Annotated in this window: 20 protein-coding genes; 12 read left to right on the forward strand and 8 right to left on the reverse strand. The window is 69.9% G+C overall.

Translation table 11 applies throughout. The features are described 5' to 3' along the window. Positions 1–174: 174 nt before the first annotated feature. The gene (gene guaB, locus ACTWPT_RS20955; protein ID WP_443179099.1) at positions 175–1,656 is read left to right on the forward strand and encodes an IMP dehydrogenase; all 1,482 of its coding nucleotides are present in this window, start codon (positions 175–177) and stop codon (positions 1,654–1,656) included. 4 nt (positions 1,657–1,660) lie between these two features. Beyond that, positions 1,661–2,782 carry a GuaB3 family IMP dehydrogenase-related protein gene (locus tag ACTWPT_RS20960; protein WP_443179100.1) on the forward strand — a complete coding sequence of 374 codons (1,122 nt, stop codon included), beginning with the start codon at positions 1,661–1,663 and terminating at the stop codon, positions 2,780–2,782. A gap of 41 nt (positions 2,783–2,823) precedes the next feature. On the opposite strand, the gene ACTWPT_RS20965 is transcribed toward ACTWPT_RS20960, so the two are convergent. Next, the gene (locus ACTWPT_RS20965; protein WP_443179101.1) at positions 2,824–3,492 is read right to left on the reverse strand and encodes a Uma2 family endonuclease; all 669 of its coding nucleotides are present in this window, start codon (positions 3,490–3,492) and stop codon (positions 2,824–2,826) included. A 225-nt stretch (positions 3,493–3,717) separates the two neighbouring features. Here ACTWPT_RS20965 and ACTWPT_RS20970 point away from each other — a divergent pair, with 225 nt between their 5' ends. The 5 genes from ACTWPT_RS20970 to ACTWPT_RS20990 are packed head-to-tail and all read left to right on the forward strand — an operon-like array spanning position 3,718 to position 6,509. After that, on the forward strand, positions 3,718–3,957 hold the full coding sequence (locus ACTWPT_RS20970; protein WP_327585713.1) for a hypothetical protein: 240 nt from the start codon (positions 3,718–3,720) through the stop codon (positions 3,955–3,957). 9 nt (positions 3,958–3,966) lie between these two features. Continuing rightward, positions 3,967–5,178, forward strand: a complete 1,212-nt coding sequence (locus ACTWPT_RS20975) for an RNA polymerase sigma factor (RefSeq protein WP_443179102.1) — start codon at positions 3,967–3,969, stop codon at positions 5,176–5,178. Beyond that, positions 5,178–5,858 carry an SDR family NAD(P)-dependent oxidoreductase gene (locus tag ACTWPT_RS20980; protein WP_443179103.1) on the forward strand — a complete coding sequence of 227 codons (681 nt, stop codon included), beginning with the start codon at positions 5,178–5,180 and terminating at the stop codon, positions 5,856–5,858. Before ACTWPT_RS20975 ends, ACTWPT_RS20980 begins: the two co-directional genes overlap by 1 nt. Before the next feature lie 10 nt (positions 5,859–5,868). Next, positions 5,869–6,078 (forward strand): hypothetical protein, encoded by a 210-nt coding sequence (locus tag ACTWPT_RS20985; RefSeq protein WP_443179104.1) that lies wholly within the window; start codon positions 5,869–5,871, stop codon positions 6,076–6,078. Next, positions 6,075–6,509, forward strand: coding sequence for a GNAT family N-acetyltransferase (locus ACTWPT_RS20990; RefSeq protein WP_443179105.1), 435 nt, complete (start codon positions 6,075–6,077; stop codon positions 6,507–6,509). The genes ACTWPT_RS20985 and ACTWPT_RS20990 overlap by 4 nt, the downstream gene beginning before the upstream one ends. On the opposite strand, the gene ACTWPT_RS20995 is transcribed toward ACTWPT_RS20990, so the two are convergent. From ACTWPT_RS20995 to ACTWPT_RS21010, 4 genes are read right to left on the reverse strand one after another with little or no spacing between them, the layout of a single operon-like run. Next, positions 6,499–7,323: a class II fructose-bisphosphate aldolase gene (locus ACTWPT_RS20995; RefSeq protein ID WP_443179106.1), complete on the reverse strand. Its 825-nt coding sequence runs from the start codon at positions 7,321–7,323 to the stop codon at positions 6,499–6,501. The two genes, ACTWPT_RS20990 and ACTWPT_RS20995, sit on opposite strands and share 11 nt — an antisense overlap. Positions 7,324–7,334: 11 nt before the next feature. Then, the gene (locus tag ACTWPT_RS21000) at positions 7,335–8,297 is read right to left on the reverse strand and encodes a 1-phosphofructokinase family hexose kinase (RefSeq protein WP_443179107.1); all 963 of its coding nucleotides are present in this window, start codon (positions 8,295–8,297) and stop codon (positions 7,335–7,337) included. After that, a complete protein-coding gene (gene nagA / locus ACTWPT_RS21005) occupies positions 8,297–9,430 on the reverse strand; it encodes an N-acetylglucosamine-6-phosphate deacetylase (RefSeq protein ID WP_443179108.1) in 1,134 nt (377 codons plus the stop codon). The genes ACTWPT_RS21000 and nagA overlap by 1 nt, the downstream gene beginning before the upstream one ends. Next, the gene (locus ACTWPT_RS21010) at positions 9,427–10,317 is read right to left on the reverse strand and encodes an SIS domain-containing protein (protein ID WP_443179109.1); all 891 of its coding nucleotides are present in this window, start codon (positions 10,315–10,317) and stop codon (positions 9,427–9,429) included. The genes nagA and ACTWPT_RS21010 overlap by 4 nt, the downstream gene beginning before the upstream one ends. Positions 10,318–10,510: 193 nt before the next feature. Here ACTWPT_RS21010 and ACTWPT_RS21015 point away from each other — a divergent pair, with 193 nt between their 5' ends. From ACTWPT_RS21015 to ACTWPT_RS21025, 3 genes are all read left to right on the forward strand, one after another. Further along, the gene (locus ACTWPT_RS21015) at positions 10,511–11,281 is read left to right on the forward strand and encodes a DeoR/GlpR family DNA-binding transcription regulator (protein ID WP_443179110.1); all 771 of its coding nucleotides are present in this window, start codon (positions 10,511–10,513) and stop codon (positions 11,279–11,281) included. Positions 11,282–11,496: 215 nt separating this feature from the next. Continuing rightward, positions 11,497–13,227 carry a glycerol-3-phosphate dehydrogenase/oxidase gene (locus ACTWPT_RS21020; protein ID WP_443179111.1) on the forward strand — a complete coding sequence of 577 codons (1,731 nt, stop codon included), beginning with the start codon at positions 11,497–11,499 and terminating at the stop codon, positions 13,225–13,227. A gap of 2 nt (positions 13,228–13,229) precedes the next feature. Continuing rightward, positions 13,230–13,724: a mycothiol transferase gene (locus ACTWPT_RS21025; protein ID WP_443179112.1), complete on the forward strand. Its 495-nt coding sequence runs from the start codon at positions 13,230–13,232 to the stop codon at positions 13,722–13,724. 15 nt (positions 13,725–13,739) lie between these two features. On the opposite strand, the gene ACTWPT_RS21030 is transcribed toward ACTWPT_RS21025, so the two are convergent. From ACTWPT_RS21030 to ACTWPT_RS21040, 3 genes are all read right to left on the reverse strand, one after another. Next, on the reverse strand, positions 13,740–14,921 hold the full coding sequence (locus ACTWPT_RS21030; RefSeq protein WP_443179113.1) for a S8 family serine peptidase: 1,182 nt from the start codon (positions 14,919–14,921) through the stop codon (positions 13,740–13,742). A gap of 170 nt (positions 14,922–15,091) precedes the next feature. After that, positions 15,092–17,020, reverse strand: a complete 1,929-nt coding sequence (locus tag ACTWPT_RS21035) for a beta-propeller domain-containing protein (protein WP_443179114.1) — start codon at positions 17,018–17,020, stop codon at positions 15,092–15,094. Positions 17,021–17,051: 31 nt separating this feature from the next. Beyond that, positions 17,052–19,322 carry a protein kinase domain-containing protein gene (locus ACTWPT_RS21040; protein ID WP_443179115.1) on the reverse strand — a complete coding sequence of 757 codons (2,271 nt, stop codon included), beginning with the start codon at positions 19,320–19,322 and terminating at the stop codon, positions 17,052–17,054. Positions 19,323–19,574: 252 nt separating this feature from the next. On the opposite strand from ACTWPT_RS21040, the gene ACTWPT_RS21045 reads away from it, so the two are divergent. Both ACTWPT_RS21045 and ACTWPT_RS21050 read left to right on the forward strand, forming a co-directional pair. Further along, positions 19,575–19,742 carry a hypothetical protein gene (locus ACTWPT_RS21045; RefSeq protein ID WP_443179116.1) on the forward strand — a complete coding sequence of 56 codons (168 nt, stop codon included), beginning with the start codon at positions 19,575–19,577 and terminating at the stop codon, positions 19,740–19,742. After that, positions 19,711–20,118 carry an MBL fold metallo-hydrolase gene (locus ACTWPT_RS21050; protein WP_443179117.1) on the forward strand — a complete coding sequence of 136 codons (408 nt, stop codon included), beginning with the start codon at positions 19,711–19,713 and terminating at the stop codon, positions 20,116–20,118. Before ACTWPT_RS21045 ends, ACTWPT_RS21050 begins: the two co-directional genes overlap by 32 nt. Positions 20,119–20,132 lie beyond the last annotated feature (14 nt).

The raw sequence follows: 20,132 nt of genomic DNA on the forward strand, positions 1-20,132 counted from the left end.
GATGCCGGGAGTACGACGGACCGTGGGGGTCATCGTCCTCCCGGCATCTTGGCGTCTGGCTACCGAGCCGGCCTCACGGAGTGAGGCGCATGAACACGGCGAGGCCCCGAAACGCAGTTTGGACGCAGGCCCTAGACTTGGTCCAATCAAGGCAACGGCAGAGGGGGCCGCAGCATGTCCAAGTTCACCGATACGGGTTTGACCTTCGATGACGTGCTGTTGGTGCCAGCCTATTCCGACCTGCAGCCGGGGGAGGCCGACACCAGGTCCCGCCTGTCGCGCGGCATCTCGCTGTCCATCCCGCTGGTCTCGGCGGCCATGGACACCGTCACCGAGGCGCGCATGGCGGTCGCCATGGCCAGGCAGGGCGGCATCGGCATCCTTCACCGCAACCTGTCGGTCGAGGAGCAGGCACAGCAGGTCGATCTGGTCAAACGCTCCGAGGCGGGGATGGTGACCAACCCGGTCACCTGTAGCCCGGATGACACACTGGCCGACGTGGAGCGGTTGTGCGCGACGTACCGGATCTCGGGGGTGCCCGTGACGGACGTGGCGGGCACGCTCGTCGGCATCGTGACAAATCGCGACATGCGCTTCGAGACCGACCAGTCGCGGCCCGTACGCGAGGTCATGACCAAGATGCCGCTGGTCACCGCGCCGGTGGGGGTGTCGCGGGACGAGGCGTTCGCGCTGCTCAGGCACAACAAGATCGAGAAGCTGCCCCTGGTCGATTCCGAGGGCAGGCTGCGCGGCCTGATCACGGTCAAGGACTTCACCAAGAGCGAGCAATATCCGCTGTCCACCAAGGACGCCGACGGCCGGCTGCTCGTGGGCGCTGCCGTGGGCGTCGGCGGCGATGCCGAGCTGCGTGCCAAGGCGCTGATCGAGGCCGGTGTGGACGTGGTGATCGTGGATGTGGCCCACGGGCACTCCAAGGGGCTGGCCGACATGATCGGCAAGCTCAAGGCCAACAGCAAGGTCCAGGTCATCGGTGGCAACATCGCGACCAGGGCAGGCGCGCAGATGCTCGTCGACGCGGGCGCGGACGCGGTCAAGGTGGGGGTCGGGCCCGGCTCCATCTGCACCACCCGGGTGGTGGCCGGCGTGGGCGCGCCGCAGGTGACGGCCATCTATGAGGCGTCCAAGGCGTGCGCGCCGGCGGGCATCCCGGTCATCGGCGACGGCGGCCTGCAATACTCCGGCGACATCGTCAAGGCCATCGCGGCCGGCGCGAACACGGTCATGCTGGGCTCGCTGCTGGCCGGGTGCGAAGAGTCGCCCGGTGAGCTGATCTTCATCAACGGCAAGCAGTTCAAGTCGTACCGGGGCATGGGGTCGCTCGGCGCCGTACGCAACCGCGAGCGCGGTGGCACCTCCTTCAGCAAGGACCGCTACGCGCAGGCCGACGTCGGCGGCGATGACAAATACATCCCTGAGGGCATCGAGGGGCAGGTGCCCTACCGCGGGCCGGTCGCGGCCGTCGCGCACCAACTGGTCGGCGGGTTGCGCCAGGGCATGTGGTATGCCGGATGCCGCACGATCGAGCAGATGCACAGCGACGGGCAGCTCATGCCGATCACGGCGGCGGGCCTCAAGGAGAGCCACCCCCACGACATCCAGATGACCGTGGAAGCTCCGAACTATCACAGAAGGTAAGTTCATGACTCAGCAGGTGGAGATCGGCCGGGGGAAGACCGGGCGCCGGGCGTACGCGCTTGACGAGATCGGCCTGGTGCCCTCGCGGCGCACTCGTGACCCGGAGGAGGTCTCGATCGCCTGGCAGATCGACGCCTACCGGTTCGAGCTGCCCGTGGTCGTCGCGCCCATGGACAGCGTGGTGTCGCCGGCCACCGCCATCGAGATCGGACGGCTCGGCGGCCTGGCCCCGCTCGACCTCGAAGGGCTCTGGACGCGGTACGAAGACCCGTCGCCGTTGCTGGAGGAATGCGCCGCGCTCGACGCGGCGGCGGCCACCAAGCGGCTCCAGGAGATCTACGCGGCACCGATCAAGGAGGACCTGATCGGGCGGCGCATCGAAGAGATCCGCGCCTCAGGGGTGACCACAGCCGTACGCCTGTCGCCGCAGCGCACGGTCCAATACCACAAGGCCGTGATCGACGCGGGCGTGGACATCTTCGTCATCCGCGGCACCACCGTCTCCGCCGAGCACGTGTCGGGGCGGGCCGAGCCGCTCAACCTCAAGCAGTTCATCTACGAGCTGGACGTGCCGGTCATCGTGGGCGGCTGCGCCACGTACACGGCCGCCCTGCACCTGATGCGCACCGGCGCGGCCGGGGTGCTGGTGGGCTTCGGCGGCGGCGCCTCGCACACCACGCGTAACGTGCTCGGGGTGGCGGTGCCGATGGCGACCGCGATCTCGGACGTCGCGGCGGCGCGGCGAGACTACATGGACGAGTCAGGCGGGCGGTACGTTCACGTGATCGCCGACGGCGGCATGGGCACGTCCGGGGACATCGCGAAGGCGATCGCGTGCGGGGCGGACGCCGTGATGGTGGGTTCGCCGCTGGCGCGGGCCGCCGAGGCGCCGGGGCACGGGTTCCACTGGGGGTCGGAGGCGCACCACCCGGATCTGCCGAGGGGGCGGCGGGTCGAGTTCGGGACCGTGGGGACGCTGGCGCAGATCCTGCACGGGCCGTCGAGTGTGGCGGACGGGTCGATGAACCTGATGGGTGCTTTGAAGCGGACGATGGCGTCGACCGGTTACTCCGACATCAAGGAGTTCCAGCGGGTCGAGGTCGTGGTGGCGCCGACCCAGCGCTGAAGTTGACCGGCCTTCGGAAGGATCCAGAGGGCCGTCACCGGTCAGGCCCAAGGCTTCCACTTGTCCGTGGGGATCTCGATCCCGATCGGGTCGGGCAGGGCGATCGTTTCGCCGATACTCCAGCTCTCCTCATGGAGGTAGGCGGCGGAGGCCTGGTCGGGGATCGAGTAGAGGGTGATCGCGGAGACGGCGGGGTCGAGGTCTATGAGTAGGTAGTAGGGGATCTCGGCCCGCGCGTATCCGCACCACTTGCCCTTGCCCGCCCGCTTGCCGGTCGAACGCCGGTCGAAGTGTGCGTTCGAGGGGGAAGTCACTTCGACGACCAGTTCGGATTGGTCAGTGATCAGGTGCCTCTGGTCGAGCTTCAATGCCTCATGCATGACTTCCTCGTCCAGGACGGTAACGTCCGGGATGTAGCCGTTTTCCTCTGCGACGAAGTTCAGCCCGCTGGCGACGACACCCCGCCAACGGTAGGACGGGTCCTTGAAGCGCGCCTCGTCGATGAGGTTGACGATCTCCGTGCAGATGAATGGGTGCATGAGGCTGGGGGCGGGAGACAGCACGATCTCTCCATCGATGATTTCGACTCGGGTGCCGTCGTGTGCGATGTGGAGGTAATCCCAGAGCACCCCGTCGACCCACATCTGGTAGGCCGAGTTGGGCAGGTCGACGCGAAACCTTCCTTGCGGGTCAATCACGGTGGCGGTCACTTCTTGTGACTCCTCCCTCACGATCAGCTCCCGTCAGCGTAGAGGCCCTGCTTACTGACTGTACTCAGGATCATGCAGGCCGTTGCATTCATCCGCATTTTGCCATGGCCAGGATTCCGCGCTCGCCCGCAAGGGCGGGCACGGGGGCTACACCGAGCGGCCGGGCGGGGTTCGCGCAGCAACTCGTGCGCGTGCTGCTTGATCCGGACGCGTAGTGTTTCGACCATGGAATCCGTAGAGGACAGAATTGCCCGGCTTGAGCGGCAGGTGGCGGATCTTCAGCGGCATCTCGGCATCGATCCCGAGCTCGCGAACTCCGGCGGCCCGTTCCTGCCGCCGGAGTTCTACCACGCCTTGGAGAGGAGGAAGACGATCCTGGCCATCAAGATCTACCGCGAGGCGACCGGGGCGTCCCTGCTGGAGGCCAAGAACACGGTGGAGTCGATGGCGCGCCGGGGGCGTTGAGGCGGGTTCATGCCCGAGATCGAGCGGGTGTTCCGGGAGGAGTACGGCCGGGCCGTGGCCGTGCTGGTGCGTGCCTTCGGGGACATCGACGTGGCCGAGGAGGCCGTGCAGGAGGCGTTCACGGTCGCGGTGCGGCGCTGGCCGGTGGACGGGGTGCCGCCGAGCCCGGCGGGGTGGATCATCACCACCGCCCGCAACCGGGCCCTCGACCGGCTGCGCAGGGAGTCGGTGCGGCAGGACAAGCATGCTCAGGCCGCGCTGCTGCAGGTCCGCGACGAGCCTGCGGAGGAGGGGCCGGTACGCGATGACCGGCTGCGACTGATCTTCACCTGCTGCCATCCCGCGCTCGCCGTCCACGCCCAGGTCGCCCTGACGCTGCGGTTGCTCGGCGGCCTGACCACGGCGGAGATCGCGCAGGCGTTCCTGGTGCCCGAGCCGACCATGGCACAGCGGCTGGTTCGGGCCAAGAACAAGATCCGAGCTGCGAAGATCCCGTACCGGGTGCCGGAGGAACGCGATCTGCCTGAGCGGCTGCGCGCCGTGCTGGCCGTGATCTATCTGATCTTCAACGAGGGGTATACGGCCAGCTCGGGCGATCGGCTCGTGCGCGAGGAGCTCTGCGCGGAGGCCATCAGACTCGGGCGGCTGCTGGCCGCGCTCATGCCAGAGGAGCCCGAGGTCATGGGATTGCTCGCGCTCATGCTGCTCATCGAGTCGCGGCGGGCCGCGCGCGTGGGGCCGGCGGGCGAGCTGGTGCCCCTGGCCGAGCAGGATCGAGGGCTTTGGGACCGCGGGCACATCGAGGAGGGACAGGTCCTCGTGCGGAGCTGCCTGCGGATCGACCGGCCGGGGCCGTACCAGATCCAGGCCGCGGTCAACGCGGTGCACAGCGACGCGCCGAGCGTGGCGGACACCGACTGGGGTCAGATCCTGCGGCTGTACGATCAGCTCCTGAGGTACGACCCTAGCCCGGTCGTGGCCTTGCACCGGGCCGTGGCGGTGGCCGAGACGGAAGGGCCCGAGAAGGCGTTGGCCCTGGTCGACGGGCTCGACGTGGCGGGCTATCACCTGTTCCACGCCGTGCGTGCCGACCTGTTGCGGCGGCTGGGGCGGCATGAGGAGGCGGCGCAGGCGTACGAGGCGGCCATCGACCGGGCGGGCAACGAGGTGGAGCGCGAGTTCCTGCGACGCAGGCGCGAGGCAAATGAGCAGGGGCATTGATGGCGGGTCGGGTATGCGTGGTCACGGGGGCCAATCGGGGGATCGGGCTGGAGGTGTCCCGGCAGCTCGCGCTGGCCGGTGACACGGTGCTGCTCGCCGCCAGGGACCTGGCCAAGGCCGAGACGGCGGCTCAGGGGCTGGGCGGCGAGGTGGTGCCGACGCGACTGGACGTCTCGGACCAGGAGTCCGTGGACACGTTCGCCGAGGGCGTGCGGGAGTCTCATGAGCGGGTGGACGTCCTGGTCAACAACGCGGCCATTCACTACGACACCTGGCAGCGGGCCGTGGACGCGGATCTGGGCGTGGTGCGGGAGGCTTTGGAGACGAACCTGCTGGGGGCGTGGCGGGTGACGCAGGCGCTCCTGCCCCTCCTGCGAGGCGGACGAGTGGTGAACGTGTCCAGCGAGATCGGGTCCCTGGCGTCCATGGGGGCGGGCACGCCGGCGTACGCGGTGTCGAAGGCCGCGCTCAACGCGCTGACGAAGATGCTGGCCGCCGAGCTGCGGCAGGACCGGATCCTGGTGAACGCCGTCTGCCCCGGCTGGGTGGCGACGGACATGGGTGGTCCGGGCGGGCGGCCCGTCGCCGAGGGGGCGAGGAGCGTGCTGTGGGGCGTCGATCTGCCGGATGACGGGCCGACCGGCGGTTTCTTCCGCGACGGGCGGCCCCTCCCCTGGTGAGCTGGCGGAGATGGCCGAGCACGTGTCCATGTGGGTGGAGGGCGAGGTGGACATCGCGCGGCGGTTCGAGCTGAGCCCGCCGGAGGAGCGGCTGATGCGCGACTACCGCAAACTGCACGGGATGACCTGGTTGTTCCTGCTGTCGCACGAGAGCCCGCGCAATCCTCCGGGGACCTTCCGGCGGCAGGTCGAGCGGGTGCTGGCAACATTGGCCGCATGAGACTTGCCCGGCCCGAGGACAGAGCCGACGTTGAGCAGCTGGTCCACGCCGCCTACGAGCCGTGGATCGAGGTCATCGGCATGCGGCCGGTCCCGATGGAGGCCGACTACGGCGCGCTCATCGAGGCCGGGCGGGTGCACGTCACCGACGACCTCCAAGGGCTGATCGTGCTCGTGTCCGAGGACGGGGTCCTGCTGGTCGACAATGTCGCCGTACGGCCCGAGAGCCACGGCAAGGGCATCGGGCGCGGGCTGCTGGCGTACGCCGAGGAGGAGGCGCGCCGGCTGGGGCTGCCCGCGCTGCGCCTCTACACGAACGTCAAGATGGACTCCAACATCGCCCTGTACACCTCACTCGGCTACGTCGAGACCGGCCGGGAAGGCGTCAAGGGCCGCTCCGCCGTGATGATGCGGAAGGAGCTCAGCCCGTGAGCACGCCGAGCAGGTGCGTGACCTCGCGCGCCACAGCGTCGCGGCCGGCCTTGACGTACTTGCGGGGGTCGACGACGCGCTCGTCGTGGGCCAGGTAGTCGCGTACCGCGCCGGTGAACGCCTTGTTCAGGTGCGTCGCGATGTTGATCTTCTTCATGCCGCGCCGTACGGCCTCGCGCAGCACGTCGTCCGGCACGCCCGACGAGCCGTGCAACACCAGCGGCACCGGCACCGCGGCCCGCAACTCGGCGACGAGCTCCAGGTCCAGCACCGCGTCCTTGGTGGTCATCGCGTGTGAGGTGCCCACGGCCACGGCCAGCGCGTCCACGCCGGTCCTGGCCACGTAGTCGACCGCCTCGTGCGGCTTGGTGCGGGCGCCGGGCGCGTGCACGCCGTCCTTGCCGCCGACCTCGCCCAGCTCGGCCTCCACCCACACGCCCCGCTCGTGGCACCAGGCCACCACCTCGGCGGTCGCGCGGACGTTGTCCTCGTCGAGCAGCGCGGAGGCGTCGTACATGACCGAGCCGAACCCCAGCGCCACCGCCTCCTCGACGAGCGCGCGGTCGGTGGCGTGGTCGAGGTGGACGGCGACCGGCACGTCGGCTCGCCGGGCCACCGCGAGCGAGGCCAGCGCGATCGGCTCCAGCGCGCCGTGGTAACGCACGCAGTTCTCGCTGATCTGCAGGACGACCGGCAGGCCGAGTGCCTCGGCGCCGGCCACGATGGCGCCGGCGTGCTCCAGCTGGATCACGTTGAAGGCGCCCACCCCCGCGGGCGACTGGCGGACGATGTCGCCGATGGCGGCGAGGGGCATGGCCTGGCTCCTTACGTGATGACGATCTGTGGATGGATGGCGGCGTACACGTCGCGGTCGAACTCGCCGGCCACTGGCGCGGCCACGGCCGCCGCGCCGAGCGCCGCGGCCCTCCTGAGCCGGTCGGGCCACGACTGGGCCAGGTCCATCGCCAGCCCCGCGACGAGCGCGTCGCCAGCCCCGGTCGGGTTGCCTTCCACGGTGTACGGCATGCGCGCCCGGAAGGTTCCTTCCCCGGTCACGGCCAGGAGCCCGTCGGCGCCCATCGACACCACCACGGCTTCCGCACCCTGGCTGCGCAGCTCCTCCGCGCCCTGGCCACCGGGAAAGGCTCTGGCCAGCTCCTCCGCGTTGGGCTTGACGACGGCTGGGCGGCCCTTGGGGGCGTGGCGCAGCGGCTCGCCGTCGGCGTCCACGATGACGGGTGCGCCGGGGATGCCGGCGAGGGTGGCGTAGAAGTCGGCGGGCACGCCGCGCGGCAGGCTTCCGGAGATGACGACCACGTCGGCGTCCGACGCCAGGGACGTGTAGCGCCGCACGAAGCCGGCCAGCTCGGCGGCTGTGACCTGGGGTCCGGGCTCGTTGAACAGCGCGGTGCGCCGGGAGCCGACCCTCTCGTGCTGGGCCGGGGTCCCTTGGCGGGAGGGCGGATACGGAGCGGGTGTCGCGTCCGGGGACGGGCCGCCGGTCTCGCAGATCGCCAGTGTGGTGCGGGAGTCACCGGCGATGCCGCACAGCTCGCCCCGCAGCCCCGCCGACTCCAAGTCCTCCTCGATGGCCCGCCCTGTCGGCCCGCCCACCAGGCCGGTGACCAGGACCTCGTGGCCGAGCGCGGCCAACACGCGGGCCACGTTGACGCCCTTGCCGCCCGCGCGCCGATGCACGGCGCCGACCCGGTTGACTCCGTCCCAGTCGACGGCGGGCACCTCGTAGGTCACGTCGAGCGCCATGTTGAGCGTCACGGTGAGGATCATCAGGGCTCCGTGACCCAGACGCCGTCCTTCATCACCCCGGCCACCTCCAGCTCGTCGGAGAGCACCACGAGATCGGCCGCCTTGCCGACGGCGATGGAGCCGATCCTGTCGGCCAGGCCCAGCACCCGCGCCGGCGTCAGCGAGGCGACCTGGACGGCGTCCGGCAGCGACATGCCCACCTCGCGCACGGCGCGCCGGAAGGCGACGTCCATGGTCAGCGTGGAGCCCGCGATGGAGCCGCTCTTGACGAGCCGGGCCACGCCGCCGTCCACGCGTACCTGCATGGAGCCGAGAGCGTAGTCGCCGTCGCCCAGCCCGGTGGCCGCCATCGCGTCCGTGACCAGCGCGGTCCTGCCGGGCCCTGCCACCTCGGACGCCAGCCGCAGCATGGCCGGGTGCACGTGCACCCCGTCGTTGATCAGCTCGACCGTCACCCGCTCATCGTCGAGCAGCGCCGCCACGGGTCCGGGGGCGCGGTGCCCGAGCGGCGGCATGGCGTTGTAGAGATGCGTGGCCACGCTCGCGCCCGCCTCGATGCCGATGATCGTCTGGTCGTAGTCGGCGTCGCTGTGCCCGATGGCCGCGATCACGCCTTCGGTCACGGCCATGCGGATCATGTCCAGCGCGCCGGGCAGCTCGGCCGCGACGGTGATCATGCGTACGTGTCCCCGCCCGGCCTTCACCAGCCCTGCGAACTCCTGCGTCGACGGCTCGCGCAGCAGCGTCGGGTCGTGCGCCCCACAGCGGCTCCTGGCGATGTAGGGCCCCTCGAGGTGGATGCCTGCCAGCAGCCCCTCCTCGCACAGCTCGGCCAGCGCCGCAGCGGCCCGGGTCAGCCCGTCGAGCGAGTCGGTGACCAGGCTGGCCATGGTCGTCGTGGTGCCGTGCCGCCGGTGCAGCGCCACCGCGTCGCGGGCGCGGTCCTGCTCGCCGGTGGGGAACGAGCCGCCCGCCCCGCCGTGGTTGTGGATGTCCACGAACCCGGGGACGACGTGCCGGCCGCCCAGGCTCAGGCCCGGTCCCGGGGCGGATCCTTGGCCGACATGCGTGATGCGGCCGTCTTCTATGGTCAGCCACCCCTCGTGCACTCCCTCGGGAGTCACGATCCTGGCGTCGGCGAGAGTAAGGCTCATGAGGAAAGAATCACAGATCGCGTGAGGTGCATGGGCTCATCGGGATTCAGCCCTCGGGCGAAGGCCCTGGCGACGGCCACTCGCTGCGCGCGGATCAGCTCGGCCATCGGGTCGAGCCCGGTCTCGAAGAACGTGCCGCCGGTCTCCTCGACCTGCGCCCGCAGGCTGCCGGGCGCGGCGCCGAGCATCCACGTCACCCGCCCGGGCGCGGCGATGCTGATGGGACCGTGTCGGTATTCCATGGCCGGGTACGCCTCCGTCCACGACCGGGACGCCTCGCGCATCTTCAGCGCCGCCTCCTGCGCCAGCCCGACCGACCAGCCGGCGCCGAGGAAGCTGAACTGCTCGGCCCCCACCAGCGTGTCCGGCAGCGGCGCGGCCACGGCCTCCTCGGCGTCGGCGATCGCCTGCGTGAGATCTTCGCCGAGGCTGGCACGCAGCAGGGCGAGCTGCGTGGTGGCGAATCTGGTCTGCACGACCGACCGCTCGTCGGCGTAGTCGAGCACCACGACCTCGTCGGCGGCCGTCATGATCGGGGTCGTGGGGTCGGCGGTGATGGCCGTGGTCGCCGTGTCGATCTGGGCCAGTAGCTCCAGCACCTCCGTCGTGGTGCCAGAACGGGTCAGTGCCAGAACGCGGTCGTAGTGGCGGCCTGCGGGGAACTCGGAGGCGGCGAAGGCGTCGGTCTCGCCGTGCCCGGCGCGCTCACGCAGGGCCGCGTACGCCATCGCGATGAACCACGACGTGCCGCAGCCGACGACGGCGACCCGCTCGCCCCGGCGCGGCAGCGCGCTGGAGCTCGCGTGAGCTCCGGCCGTCACGTCCTCGACGGCCCGCCGCCAGCACGACGGCTGGGATGCGATCTCGGCCTCGGTGTGGGTGGTCACCCATGCCTCCAGGTTTGATTGTTTCTGCATTGTTTATAGCAGGAAAGAGCAGCAATGTGCAGTGGTGGCTCGGGCTGCGTTGGTGTGCCACGCTGTGATGGATCCGCAGCGAAGCGAGGACATCCATCACGGCCTTCCGAGCGGAGCTCGGCACTTGGACGCAGTTCCTGACCACATCCGCTAGGAGGCCTACGTGTCCCGCTACGACCGCTGGAACGCCATCCTCGAGCTGCTGGTCCAGGAGGGCAGGCTGTCGGTCGAGGAGGCCGCTCAGGCGCTCGACGTCTCCACCGCGACGATCCGGCGGGACTTCGACCAGCTGGCCCAGCAGCAGATGCTCATGCGCACGCGGGGCGGGGCGGTCGCGCAGAGCGTGAGTTACGACCTGCCGCTGCGTTACAAGACGGCCAGGCACGCCGACGAGAAGCATCGCATCGCGACCGCGGCGGCCGAGCTGGTCACGCCGGGGGCCGTGGTCGGGCTCAACGGCGGCACGACCACCTCCGAGCTGGCGCGCACCCTCGCCACGCTGTCCACGCTGGAGAGCGGCTTCACGATCGTCACGAACGCGCTCAACATCGCCGCCGAGCTCACCGTACGCCGGCACGTCAAGATCGTGGTGACCGGCGGGGTGGCCAGGCAGCAGTCGTACGAGCTCATCGGGCCGCTGGCGTCCGGCGTGCTGGAGCAGGTGACGCTGGACGTGGCCTTCCTCGGCGTGGACGGGCTCGACGTCGAGATGGGCGCGTCGGCGCACCACGAGGGCGAGGCCAGCGTCAACCACCTGCTGATCAGCCGGGCCGCCCAGGTGGTCGTGGTGGCCGACTCCTCGAAGATCGGCAAGCGGGCGTTCTCCCGCATCTGCCCCATCAACCAGATCGACACGCTCGTCACCGACTCCCGGCTGCCGGACGCCGTCGCCGGCCAGCTCTCCGACGCGGGCGTCAAGGTCGTACGCACCTGACGGCGTCCCTCCCTGAGGCCCAGCACCGGGGACTCCGGCCGGTGTCCGGACGGGGATGCCCCAGACGAAACCGACCATCGTGGGCAGGTGGCGGCATTGAGATGAGGTGCTGGTGAGAGGGTGGGATTCGTGCGGAGGGACCGGCGACGCCCCGGGCGGGGGTCGTACAGGGGCTGGGCGTGGGTAGGTATGGAGCGCAGGCGATAGGGGGAGCTATGGCGTCGGGAAGGAGCGTGGCGCGGCTCGGGCCGGCGGAACGCGCCGCGGCACTGGAGGACATGGCCGCGCGGGAGCTCGACGTGGTCGTGGTCGGCGGCGGCGTCGTCGGTGCGGGGATCGCGCTCGACGCCGCGACCCGCGGCCTCGACGTCGCGCTGGTCGAGGCCAGGGACTTCGCCTCGGGCACCTCCTCCCGCTCCTCCAAGCTCATCCACGGGGGCCTGCGTTACCTGGAGCAGCTCAATTTCGAGCTCGTACGCGAGGCGCTCCAGGAACGCGCGCTCCTGCTCCAGCGGATCGCACCCCACCTGGTCAGACCGGTGCCGTTCCTCTTCCCGATGACCCATTACGGCTGGGAGCGCCCGTACGTGGGCGCCGGCGTAGCGCTCTACGACACGCTCGGGTTCGCGTCCGGGGTCAGCCGCGGCGTCCCCGGCCATCGGCACCTGTCCAGGTCGCGGGCACTGCGGCTGGCCCCGGCACTGAAGAAGGCCGCCTTCACCGGCGCCGTCCAGTACTGGGACGCCCAGGTGGACGACGCGCGTTACGTGATGACGACGCTGCGCACGGCGGCCACGTACGGCGCCCTCGTCGCGCCCCGGTCGCAGGTGGTGGGGTTCCTGCGAGAGGGCGAGCGGGTCACCGGCGTGCGGGTGCGCGACCTGGAGTGCGGTGACGAGCTGGAAGTACGTGCCCAGCAGGTGGTCAACGCCACCGGCGTCTGGACCGACGACATCCAGGAGCTGGTGGGCGGGCGAGGCCAGATCCACGTGCGTGCCTCCAAGGGCATCCACCTGGTCGTGCCGCGCGACCGGATCCACTCGCTGACCGGGATCATCCTGCGTACCGAGAAGTCGGTGTTGTTCGTGATCCCCTGGGGCCGCCACTGGATCATCGGCACCACCGACACCGAGTGGACGCTGGACAAGGTCCACCCCGCGGCCTCCCGGGCGGACATCGACTACCTGCTCGACCACGTGAACGCCGTGCTGTCGGTGCCGCTGACCCGGGACGACGTCGAGGGCGTCTACGCCGGGCTGCGGCCACTGCTGTCGGGCGAGTCCGACGAGACCTCGAAGTTGTCCCGAGAGCACGTGGTGGCGCACCCGGTGCCGGGGCTGGTGATGATCGCGGGAGGGAAATACACGACCTACCGCGTCATGGCGCGCGACGCCGTGGACGCCGTGGCGCACGGGCTCGACCAGCGGGTGCCGCGCTCGTGCACCGACCGCATCCCGCTCGTCGGCGCCGAGGGTTATCAGGCGTTGTGGAACTCCAGGTACCGGCTCGCCCAGAGCTCGTCCCTGCATGTGGCCAGGATCGAGCACCTGCTCCAGCGGTACGGGTCGCTGATCGACGAGGTGCTGGAGCTGATCGAGCGGGACCCGTCGCTGGCCAGGCCGCTCACCGGGGCCGACGACTACCTGCGCGCCGAGATCGTCTACGCCGCCACCCACGAGGGCGCCAGGCATCTCAACGACGTGCTGACCCGGCGTACGCACATCTCCATCGAGACCTTCCACCGCGGCCAGGCCGTTGCGCAGGAGGCCGCCGAGCTGCTGGCCGGGCCGCTCGGCTGGGACGGGGAGCAGGTCAAGAGGGAGGTGGAATACTTCACCAAGCGTGTGGAGGCCGAGCGCCGCTCCCAGGAGCAGGACTCCGACCAGGAGGCGGACGCGATCAGGCTCGGCGCGCCCGAGATCGTCCCCGTCGTCCAACCGGAGTGAGCATGGCCGAGCCGTCCAGGCAGTTGTCCGACCCCCGCGAGCTGCTGGAGGGGTATCTCGACCACTATCGCGGGGAGATCCTGCGTGCGCTGGACGGGTTTCCCGAGCCCGAGGTGAGCCAGGTGCCGTCCGGGTGGACTCCGGTGGCGATGCTGAAGCATCTGGCGTACATGGAGCGACGGTGGTTCGTCTGGGACTACGCGGGCGAGCCGGTCGAGGATCCACAGGGTGACCGCGACGACGAGGGCCGGCTGGTCACCTCCGAGTCGTTCGAGCAGGTCAAGGAGTTCTACTTGGCGCAGTGCGAGCGGTCCAGGCAGGTCGTGGCCGAGGGGCGGCTGTCCGATCGAGCCTCGCGGATCGGGCGGTTCGCGCCGCCCAAGGAGCCGCCGACGCTCGGGTGGATCATGTTCCACGTCCTGGAGGAGTACATGCGGCACGCCGGACACCTGGACATCGCCCGCGAGCTGGCGGGCGGCCCGCAGGCCGCCCGCTGACTCTTACGCCGGGGGCTAGTAACGCGTGGCGTCGTGCACGTCGAGCAGCGGCTCCTTGACGCCGTCGCCCGAGTCGTCGGTCCAGTTGGCGTTACCGGTGGAGATCAGCGTGCTGCGGACCGCCAGCGAGCCTGCCCTGGTCGTCGGCTTGCGGGCGCCCGAGGTGAGGATGCCGGCCGCGCCCGCCACGTGCGGGGAGGCCATCGAGGTGCCGCTGATGGTGTTGTAGCCGCCGTTCCGCCACGTCGAGTAGATGCAGGTGCCCGGCGCGGTGATCTCTACGGTGGCGCCGTAGTTGGAGTAGAACGCCGAGGTGTCGTCCTGGTCGGTCTCGCTGCGGCAGGACAACGTGCTGCCGCCGGCGCCGCCGGGCAGGCCGTCGTTGTCGGTCATGGCCGAGACGGTCACCACGTCGGGGTGGTTGGCGGGGAAGAAGTTGGCGGTGTTCGCGTGGCTGTTGCCGGCGGCCACCACGACCACGACGCCGCGGTTGACCGCGTTCGCGATCGCATTGCTGATCGCGCTGCTGGAGCAGCCGTTGCAGCCCAGGCTGAGGTTGATGACCTCGATGGTGGACGCGCGGGCCACCACCCAGTCGATGCCGGCGGCGATCCCGGACAGGGTGCCGGAACCGGACGCGTTGAGCACCTTCACACCGTGGATCCGGGCGCCGGGCGCGACGCCGACCGGGCCGATCGCGTTGTCGATGGCTCCCACGGTGCCCGCGACGTGCGAGCCGTGGCCGTTGTCGTCCGTGCCGTTGTTGTCACGGCAGAGGCCGTTCACGCAGTTGGTGCGCGCCACCACGTTGAGGTCGGGGTGGGTGTAGTCGACGCCGGTGTCGACGACCGCGACGTCCACGTCGATGCGGACGTCGTCGGTGCCGTCGATGTCCAGGTTCGGGTTGTCGGGGCCGAAGATCCGGCGGACGCCGGTGGGCGTGGTCTGCGGGAAGGCGGTGACCTCGGCGTCGGGCTCGACGCTGAGCACGTTCGGGTTCCGCTTGAGCTGCTCGGCGGCGGCCGCGCTCAGACGCGCGGTGTAGCCCTTGAAGGCGTGCTCGTAGACGCCGACGAGCTCGCCGCCGTGCTGGGACACCTGGTCCTGGGCGGCGCCGCGGGGCGCCCGCATCGCCGGGTTGAGCTGAACGATGTACGTGCCGTCCGGTGCGGCGGCGGAGACGGGAATTGGCGTCATGGGTAACGCCAGAGCGCCGATGAGCAATGCGAGCAGGGGGGTGAGTGGCCGCATGAAAGCCCTTTCTCGACGGGACGATGTCAGTAAAGCTTTCATCATCTGTCGGGAAAAGTCCATAAAAAAGGGGTGCCGCGAGCTCTGATTCGCTACGAACCGGCACCCTCGGTTGCTTAACGAAGCGGGATCCAGGCTTGTGAGGCGAGTGTCGCGGCGTCGTTGACCTGGATGCCCTCCTGCGAGAACGTCCAGATCGTGTCGCCGATGACCATCGAGCGCTGGATGCCGGGCTGGTAGTCCTGGCCGCTCTGGGCAGGGTGCTTGATCATGCCCAGCTTCGACACGCCCGAGTCATCGATCTTGAGGACGAGCGCGCCCGACTCGTTCTGCTGGGTCAGCGGGATCACCGACAGGCCGGTCTTCGGCCAGTACAGGAACGCGTGCGGATCCCACTCGGCCTCGGACCCGGACTCCTTCTGGAACAGCTGCGACAGCCTGCGCGGGCTGGCCGGGTCGCTGACGTCGAACAGCGACACCTGGGTGCCGAGCGTTCTGCCCTGCTCGCTGGCCTCCTGGCCGATGCCGATCAGCCTGCCCTCGCCGCCGGGGTGCAGGTACGCCGAGTAGCCGGTGATCTTCAGCTCGCCGGTCACCTTGGGGGCCGCCGGGTCTCGCAGGTCGAGCGTGTAGAGCGGGTCTACCTGCTTGAACGTGACGCAGTAGCCGACCGGGCCGATGAACCTGACCGAATAGATGCGCTCGCCCTCGCCGAGCCCGCCGACCTCGCCGCTCTTGGCCAGCGTGTCGGCCTTCAGCACGTGGAGGGTGCTGGAGCTGTTCCTGCCGTCCGCCGAGGTGAGCGTGGTGGCGACGCGGAGATGGCCGTCGTGCTCGGACATCGAGTACTGGTTCAGCAGCCTGCCGTTGACCTTGCCCGAGGCCACGTAGGAGGGCGGTCCTGGCGAAGCGACGTCGAACCGGTGGATCTCGGTCTCCTCCGGCGGGATCGTGGGGGACGGCTTCGGCTCGTCAGGGGTGGGCTCCTCCGCCGGGGGGGCGTCCGGGGTGTCCTCGATCGGCATCGGGACCACCGACCACCACCGCGGGTTGCTGGCCACGTACAGGCTCGTGCCGGTGCCGTACACGATGTCGCCGTCGGCGGCGAGGCTGATCGGGGCGGTCCCCGCCGTGGTGAGGCCCTGTGCCAGGTCGAGCGTGTGGACTGTCAGGAGCGAGGTGCCCGTGTAGTCGGCGGGGTGGCTGACCCGCTCGCATGCGACCGTGTCGTTCCTGACGGCGCCGGACGCGTCCGTGATCTCGATCTTGGGGAGCCAGGCCTCGATCGGGGCCTGCCGCACCGCGGCCTGGTTCGCCTTGATCCGCTCGGCCTCCGAGGTCTCCTCCTTGGGCTGCGGGAGCGGGATGTCGGGCTGGCTGCGGGTGACGATCCTGACCGTGGAGCCGACCATCCTGGCGTCCACGTACGTGCCCTGAGGTTTGACCGTGCTCAGGACCTTGGGTTCGCCGGCCAGGTCGACCAGCACGTACCGGGTGTCGGCGTACGGGACCCTGGACGCCTTGAACATGACGTCGCCGAAGCCGCGGAACAACACCAGGGCGCGGTCTCCCGACAGCAGCAGGTCAGCGGGGGCGAAGACGCGCTCGTCGCCTTCGGTCAGCTTCAGTGTCGAGGTGACCTTCCGCGTGGCGGTGTCGATGACCCGCAGCGTGCCGCCGGTCACCGTGATCACGCGGTTGCCGTCGGTCTTGACCAGGTCAGGCTCGTCCACGCCGGCCTCGTGCACGTTGGTCGTGGAGTGCTCGGGCACGGCCGTCTTCGCGTTGGGGGTGATCGCCGCCGTGTCCTCCGCCCGCGCCGTCAGGGGCATGACGCCGCCGAACCCCCACGGGCCGACGTTCGCCGCCGCCTTCTCCCGCAGGCCCGCCAGCATGTCGTCGCAGCTGTTGTAGGCGACCAGGCGGACTGCGCCGAGGGTCGTCTTCTTGGGCGGTGCCGGGGACTCTCCCGTGGAGGAGGTGCAGGCGGCCGCCACCGTCGCGAGTGCCGCGGCGGTCACGGCCATACGGATCAGCGTCTTCATGACCTCATCACGGCTGTCCTTGCCGGATGGTTCAGGAGCCTCGTTGCGGGTTGATGGTGAAGGCGGGGCTGAAGTCCACCTCGTCCGGCACCTCCACCAGCTTGCGCAACAGCTTGCCGGTGAAGTCGATCACCTGGATCTCGTCGTGGGTGCCGTTGTCCTGCTCCCAGCAGTAGAGGTGGTTCTCGTCGTAGAAGCCGAGCACCTTGTCGCAGTCGGAGTAGAACTTGCGCAGGCGATCACCGGAGGCGGCGTCCCAGATGCAGTGGTCGCCGTCCCCGCCGTTGGGGCAGTTGGTGACGAACGCCTTGCCCGACGGCGAGAAGATGTCCTGCGTGCCGGCCGAAAGCGTGCCGATGCCCGGCATCGAGCGCGTGGTCTTGCCCTGGGCGTCGAAGAAGCGCAGGCCGCGGTTCTTCTCGCTGCCGTAGGCGTTGACCACGCCCTCGTCGGCGCCGTCGAAGCCGAAGGCCGTGTCGCGGACGGAGGAGTCGGACACGTTGACCGTGGTGGCTTCCTTCGTGGCCACGTCCACGACGACGAAGCCGAGATAGACCCACTTGTCCTCGCCGGTCTTCCGCTCCGTGTTGAGCAGGATCTTCGAGCCGTCCTTCGACCAGGCCCTGATGCTGCTGATCAGCGGCTCCTTGACGGTCTTGACCGTCGTACGCTCGCCGGACTGCCGGTCGGTGATGTAGATGAAGTCGAAGTCGTCGGAGCTGTAGCTCCTGCCCCTGCTGGCCAGATAGCGCCCGTCGGGCGAGACCATGGACTCCCAGTTGCCGGCGTACTTCGTGAACGGGCCGCGGAGCGAGCCCCTCGCGTAGTCGATCCAGTCGTCCTTCCCCTTGTCGAAGATCTCGTAAGAGGTCAGGACGATCGCGTCGGACGGGTTCTCGTACAGCACGACCTTGGCGCCGGGAAGCGTCTGCTTGGTGCCCGTCCTCGGCACCGCGGCCTGGGCCGTGGACGACGGGTTGGGGCTCGACGGGTTCGGGCTCGGGCTGGTGCTGGTGCTCGGGCTGGCGCTGCCGCTGGTCTGTGTGCGATCGGGCGAGCCGGACGGTCCCGCCTGCACCGACGACGCCTTGTCCATCTGGATGATCACGATCACCCCGGCGAGTAGCAGCAACGCGACCGCCACCGTGATGCCGGCGATCAGCGGTGCCTTGCTCTTCTTCGGCGGCTGGTTGTACGCGCTGTGGTACGTCGGCTGCGCGTACGGCGGCGCCGGCGGCTGCCGCTGCTGCTGGGGAGGTGGCGGGACCGGCCCGGAATGCGCGGCCGGCGCTGGGTGCGGGAATTGGCCGGGATAGGGAAGCGGCCCGGACTGAGGATTCGAGGGCGGGCCCGACCGCGGACCTGAGGGCGCGCCTGACTGCGGACCTGAGGGCGGGCTTGGCTGCGAGCCCGAGAGCGGGCCGGACGGCGGCGCGAAGGGCGTCTGCGGGGCCGCTTCGGCGGCGGCCTGCGCGAGCATGCCGGGCTTGGGCGCCGGGTGCTGCAGCAAGCGCATGATCACCTGCTCGGCGGTGGGCCGCTGGGCCGGATCCTTGTTCAGGCAGGCGCCCACCACGTCACGCAGCATTCCGTCCAGGACGCCCAGATCCGGCTGCTGGTTGAGCACGCGGTTGATCACCGCGGGCATCGTGTCGCTGCCGAACGGCGCCCGGCCCGACGCGGCGAACACCATCGTGCTCCCCCACGCGAACATGTCGGCGGCCGGCCCCACGGTATGCCCCATGATCTGCTCGGGCGGCATGTACGACGGCGTGCCCACGACCGTGCTGCTGACGGTGGAGGTGGCGTTCAGCGCCCTGGCGATGCCGAAGTCGATCACCCGCGGCCCGTCCGCACCGATGATCACGTTGGCGGGCTTGAAGTCGCGGTGCACGATCCCGGCCTGGTGAATGGCGGCCAGCGCGGTGGCGGTGCCGATGGCCAGCCGGTGCAGGACAGTGCCCGAGCGTGGGCCCTCCTCCTGCACCACTCGCTGCAGCGAGGGCCCCTCGATGAACTCGCTGATGATGTACGGCCGGTCCTGCTCAACCCCCGTGCCCAGGACGGCGGCAGTGCAGAACGGCGCCACCTGTTGGGCCACCTGGACCTCGCGCAGGAACCGCTCGACGCTGGCGTGGTCGCCGGACAGGTCGGGCCGCAGCCATTTGACCGCGACATGTCCGCCAGAATGGTCTTTGGCGAGATATACGACGCCCTGGCCGCCCTCGCCGAGCCTGCCGAGGAGATCCAGGCCCCCCAGCCGTTGTGGATCTCCGGGTCGTAGCGCAGCGTAGGTTGCCATGAAGAGATTCTGTCGCTATGGCACGGATCCGCAAAAACTACCCATGGGTAGCTTTACGAATGTCTTCTGGTATGCACGTGACGTCCAGCGCCGGTACATGGGACGTCCATCTTGGTCAACTGCCGCCTAACCCCGCTGAGCTGCGACGATGTGCCGGGCCGGCTTCCGCGTGCTCTGCCATCGGGCGACCTGGCGGATCGACGACGGGCTCCGGGCGGAATAACCCGGCGTGGCGTCGTGTCGTTGACGGTCATGGAAATTCGTTACCTCGGCGGGCCGACCGCGGTGCTGGAGCTGGGCGGCGTGCGGCTGCTGACCGATCCCACGTTCGACGCGCCCGGCGAATACCCGATCGGCGACGTCCGTCGAGGTGGGTGGTGTGGTGCGGGTGACCGGGGTACCGGCCCAGCACGGGCCTGACGGGACCGAGCACCTGGTGGGGGAGGTGACCGGGTTCGTGCTCGCCGGGGAGGGGCTGCCGACCGTCTATGTGAGCGGGGACAACGCCTCGCTCGACGTCGTGCGGGCCGTCGCGGAGCGGGTGGGGCCGGTGGACGTGGCACTGCTGTTCGCGGGTGGGGCGCGGACGCCGCTGGTGGACGGGTTCCTCACGTTGCCGAGTGCCGACGCCGTCACGGCCGCGGAGATCCTCCAGGCCCGGTACGTGGTGCCGCTGCACTGCGAGCACTGGGCTCATTTCACGCAGGGCAGGGATACGGTCGAGCAGGCGTTCGCGGGGTTCGGCGACCGGCTCCGGCTGCTTGGGCCGGGCGAACGGACGTACCTGGACGTGTGATGCTCGCCTGTGGC

The sequence above is a fragment of the Nonomuraea sp. 3N208 genome (genome assembly GCF_052245935.1).
Taxonomy (GTDB): domain Bacteria; phylum Actinomycetota; class Actinomycetes; order Streptosporangiales; family Streptosporangiaceae; genus Nonomuraea.

Bases quoted from the DNA above. Each gene is read 5' to 3' on its own strand.
- ACTWPT_RS21000 (WP_443179107.1), bottom strand. From the start codon at position 8,297: ATGATCCTCACCGTGACGCTCAACATGGCGCTCGACGTGACCTACGAG.
- ACTWPT_RS21035 (WP_443179114.1), bottom strand. From the start codon at position 17,020: ATGAAGACGCTGATCCGTATGGCCGTGACCGCCGCGGCACTCGCGACG.
- ACTWPT_RS20970 (WP_327585713.1), top strand. From the start codon at position 3,718: ATGGAATCCGTAGAGGACAGAATTGCCCGGCTTGAGCGGCAGGTGGCG.
- ACTWPT_RS20960 (WP_443179100.1), top strand. From the start codon at position 1,661: ATGACTCAGCAGGTGGAGATCGGCCGGGGGAAGACCGGGCGCCGGGCG.
- nagA (WP_443179108.1), bottom strand. From the start codon at position 9,430: ATGAGCCTTACTCTCGCCGACGCCAGGATCGTGACTCCCGAGGGAGTG.
- ACTWPT_RS20985 (WP_443179104.1), top strand. From the start codon at position 5,869: ATGGCCGAGCACGTGTCCATGTGGGTGGAGGGCGAGGTGGACATCGCG.
- ACTWPT_RS21025 (WP_443179112.1), top strand. From the start codon at position 13,230: ATGGCCGAGCCGTCCAGGCAGTTGTCCGACCCCCGCGAGCTGCTGGAG.
- ACTWPT_RS21040 (WP_443179115.1), bottom strand. From the start codon at position 19,322: ATGGCAACCTACGCTGCGCTACGACCCGGAGATCCACAACGGCTGGGG.
- ACTWPT_RS21030 (WP_443179113.1), bottom strand. From the start codon at position 14,921: ATGACGCCAATTCCCGTCTCCGCCGCCGCACCGGACGGCACGTACATC.
- ACTWPT_RS21045 (WP_443179116.1), top strand. From the start codon at position 19,575: ATGGAAATTCGTTACCTCGGCGGGCCGACCGCGGTGCTGGAGCTGGGC.
- ACTWPT_RS20995 (WP_443179106.1), bottom strand. From the start codon at position 7,323: ATGCCCCTCGCCGCCATCGGCGACATCGTCCGCCAGTCGCCCGCGGGG.
- ACTWPT_RS20980 (WP_443179103.1), top strand. From the start codon at position 5,178: ATGGCGGGTCGGGTATGCGTGGTCACGGGGGCCAATCGGGGGATCGGG.
- ACTWPT_RS20990 (WP_443179105.1), top strand. From the start codon at position 6,075: ATGAGACTTGCCCGGCCCGAGGACAGAGCCGACGTTGAGCAGCTGGTC.
- ACTWPT_RS20975 (WP_443179102.1), top strand. From the start codon at position 3,967: ATGCCCGAGATCGAGCGGGTGTTCCGGGAGGAGTACGGCCGGGCCGTG.
- guaB (WP_443179099.1), top strand. From the start codon at position 175: ATGTCCAAGTTCACCGATACGGGTTTGACCTTCGATGACGTGCTGTTG.
- ACTWPT_RS21020 (WP_443179111.1), top strand. From the start codon at position 11,497: ATGGCGTCGGGAAGGAGCGTGGCGCGGCTCGGGCCGGCGGAACGCGCC.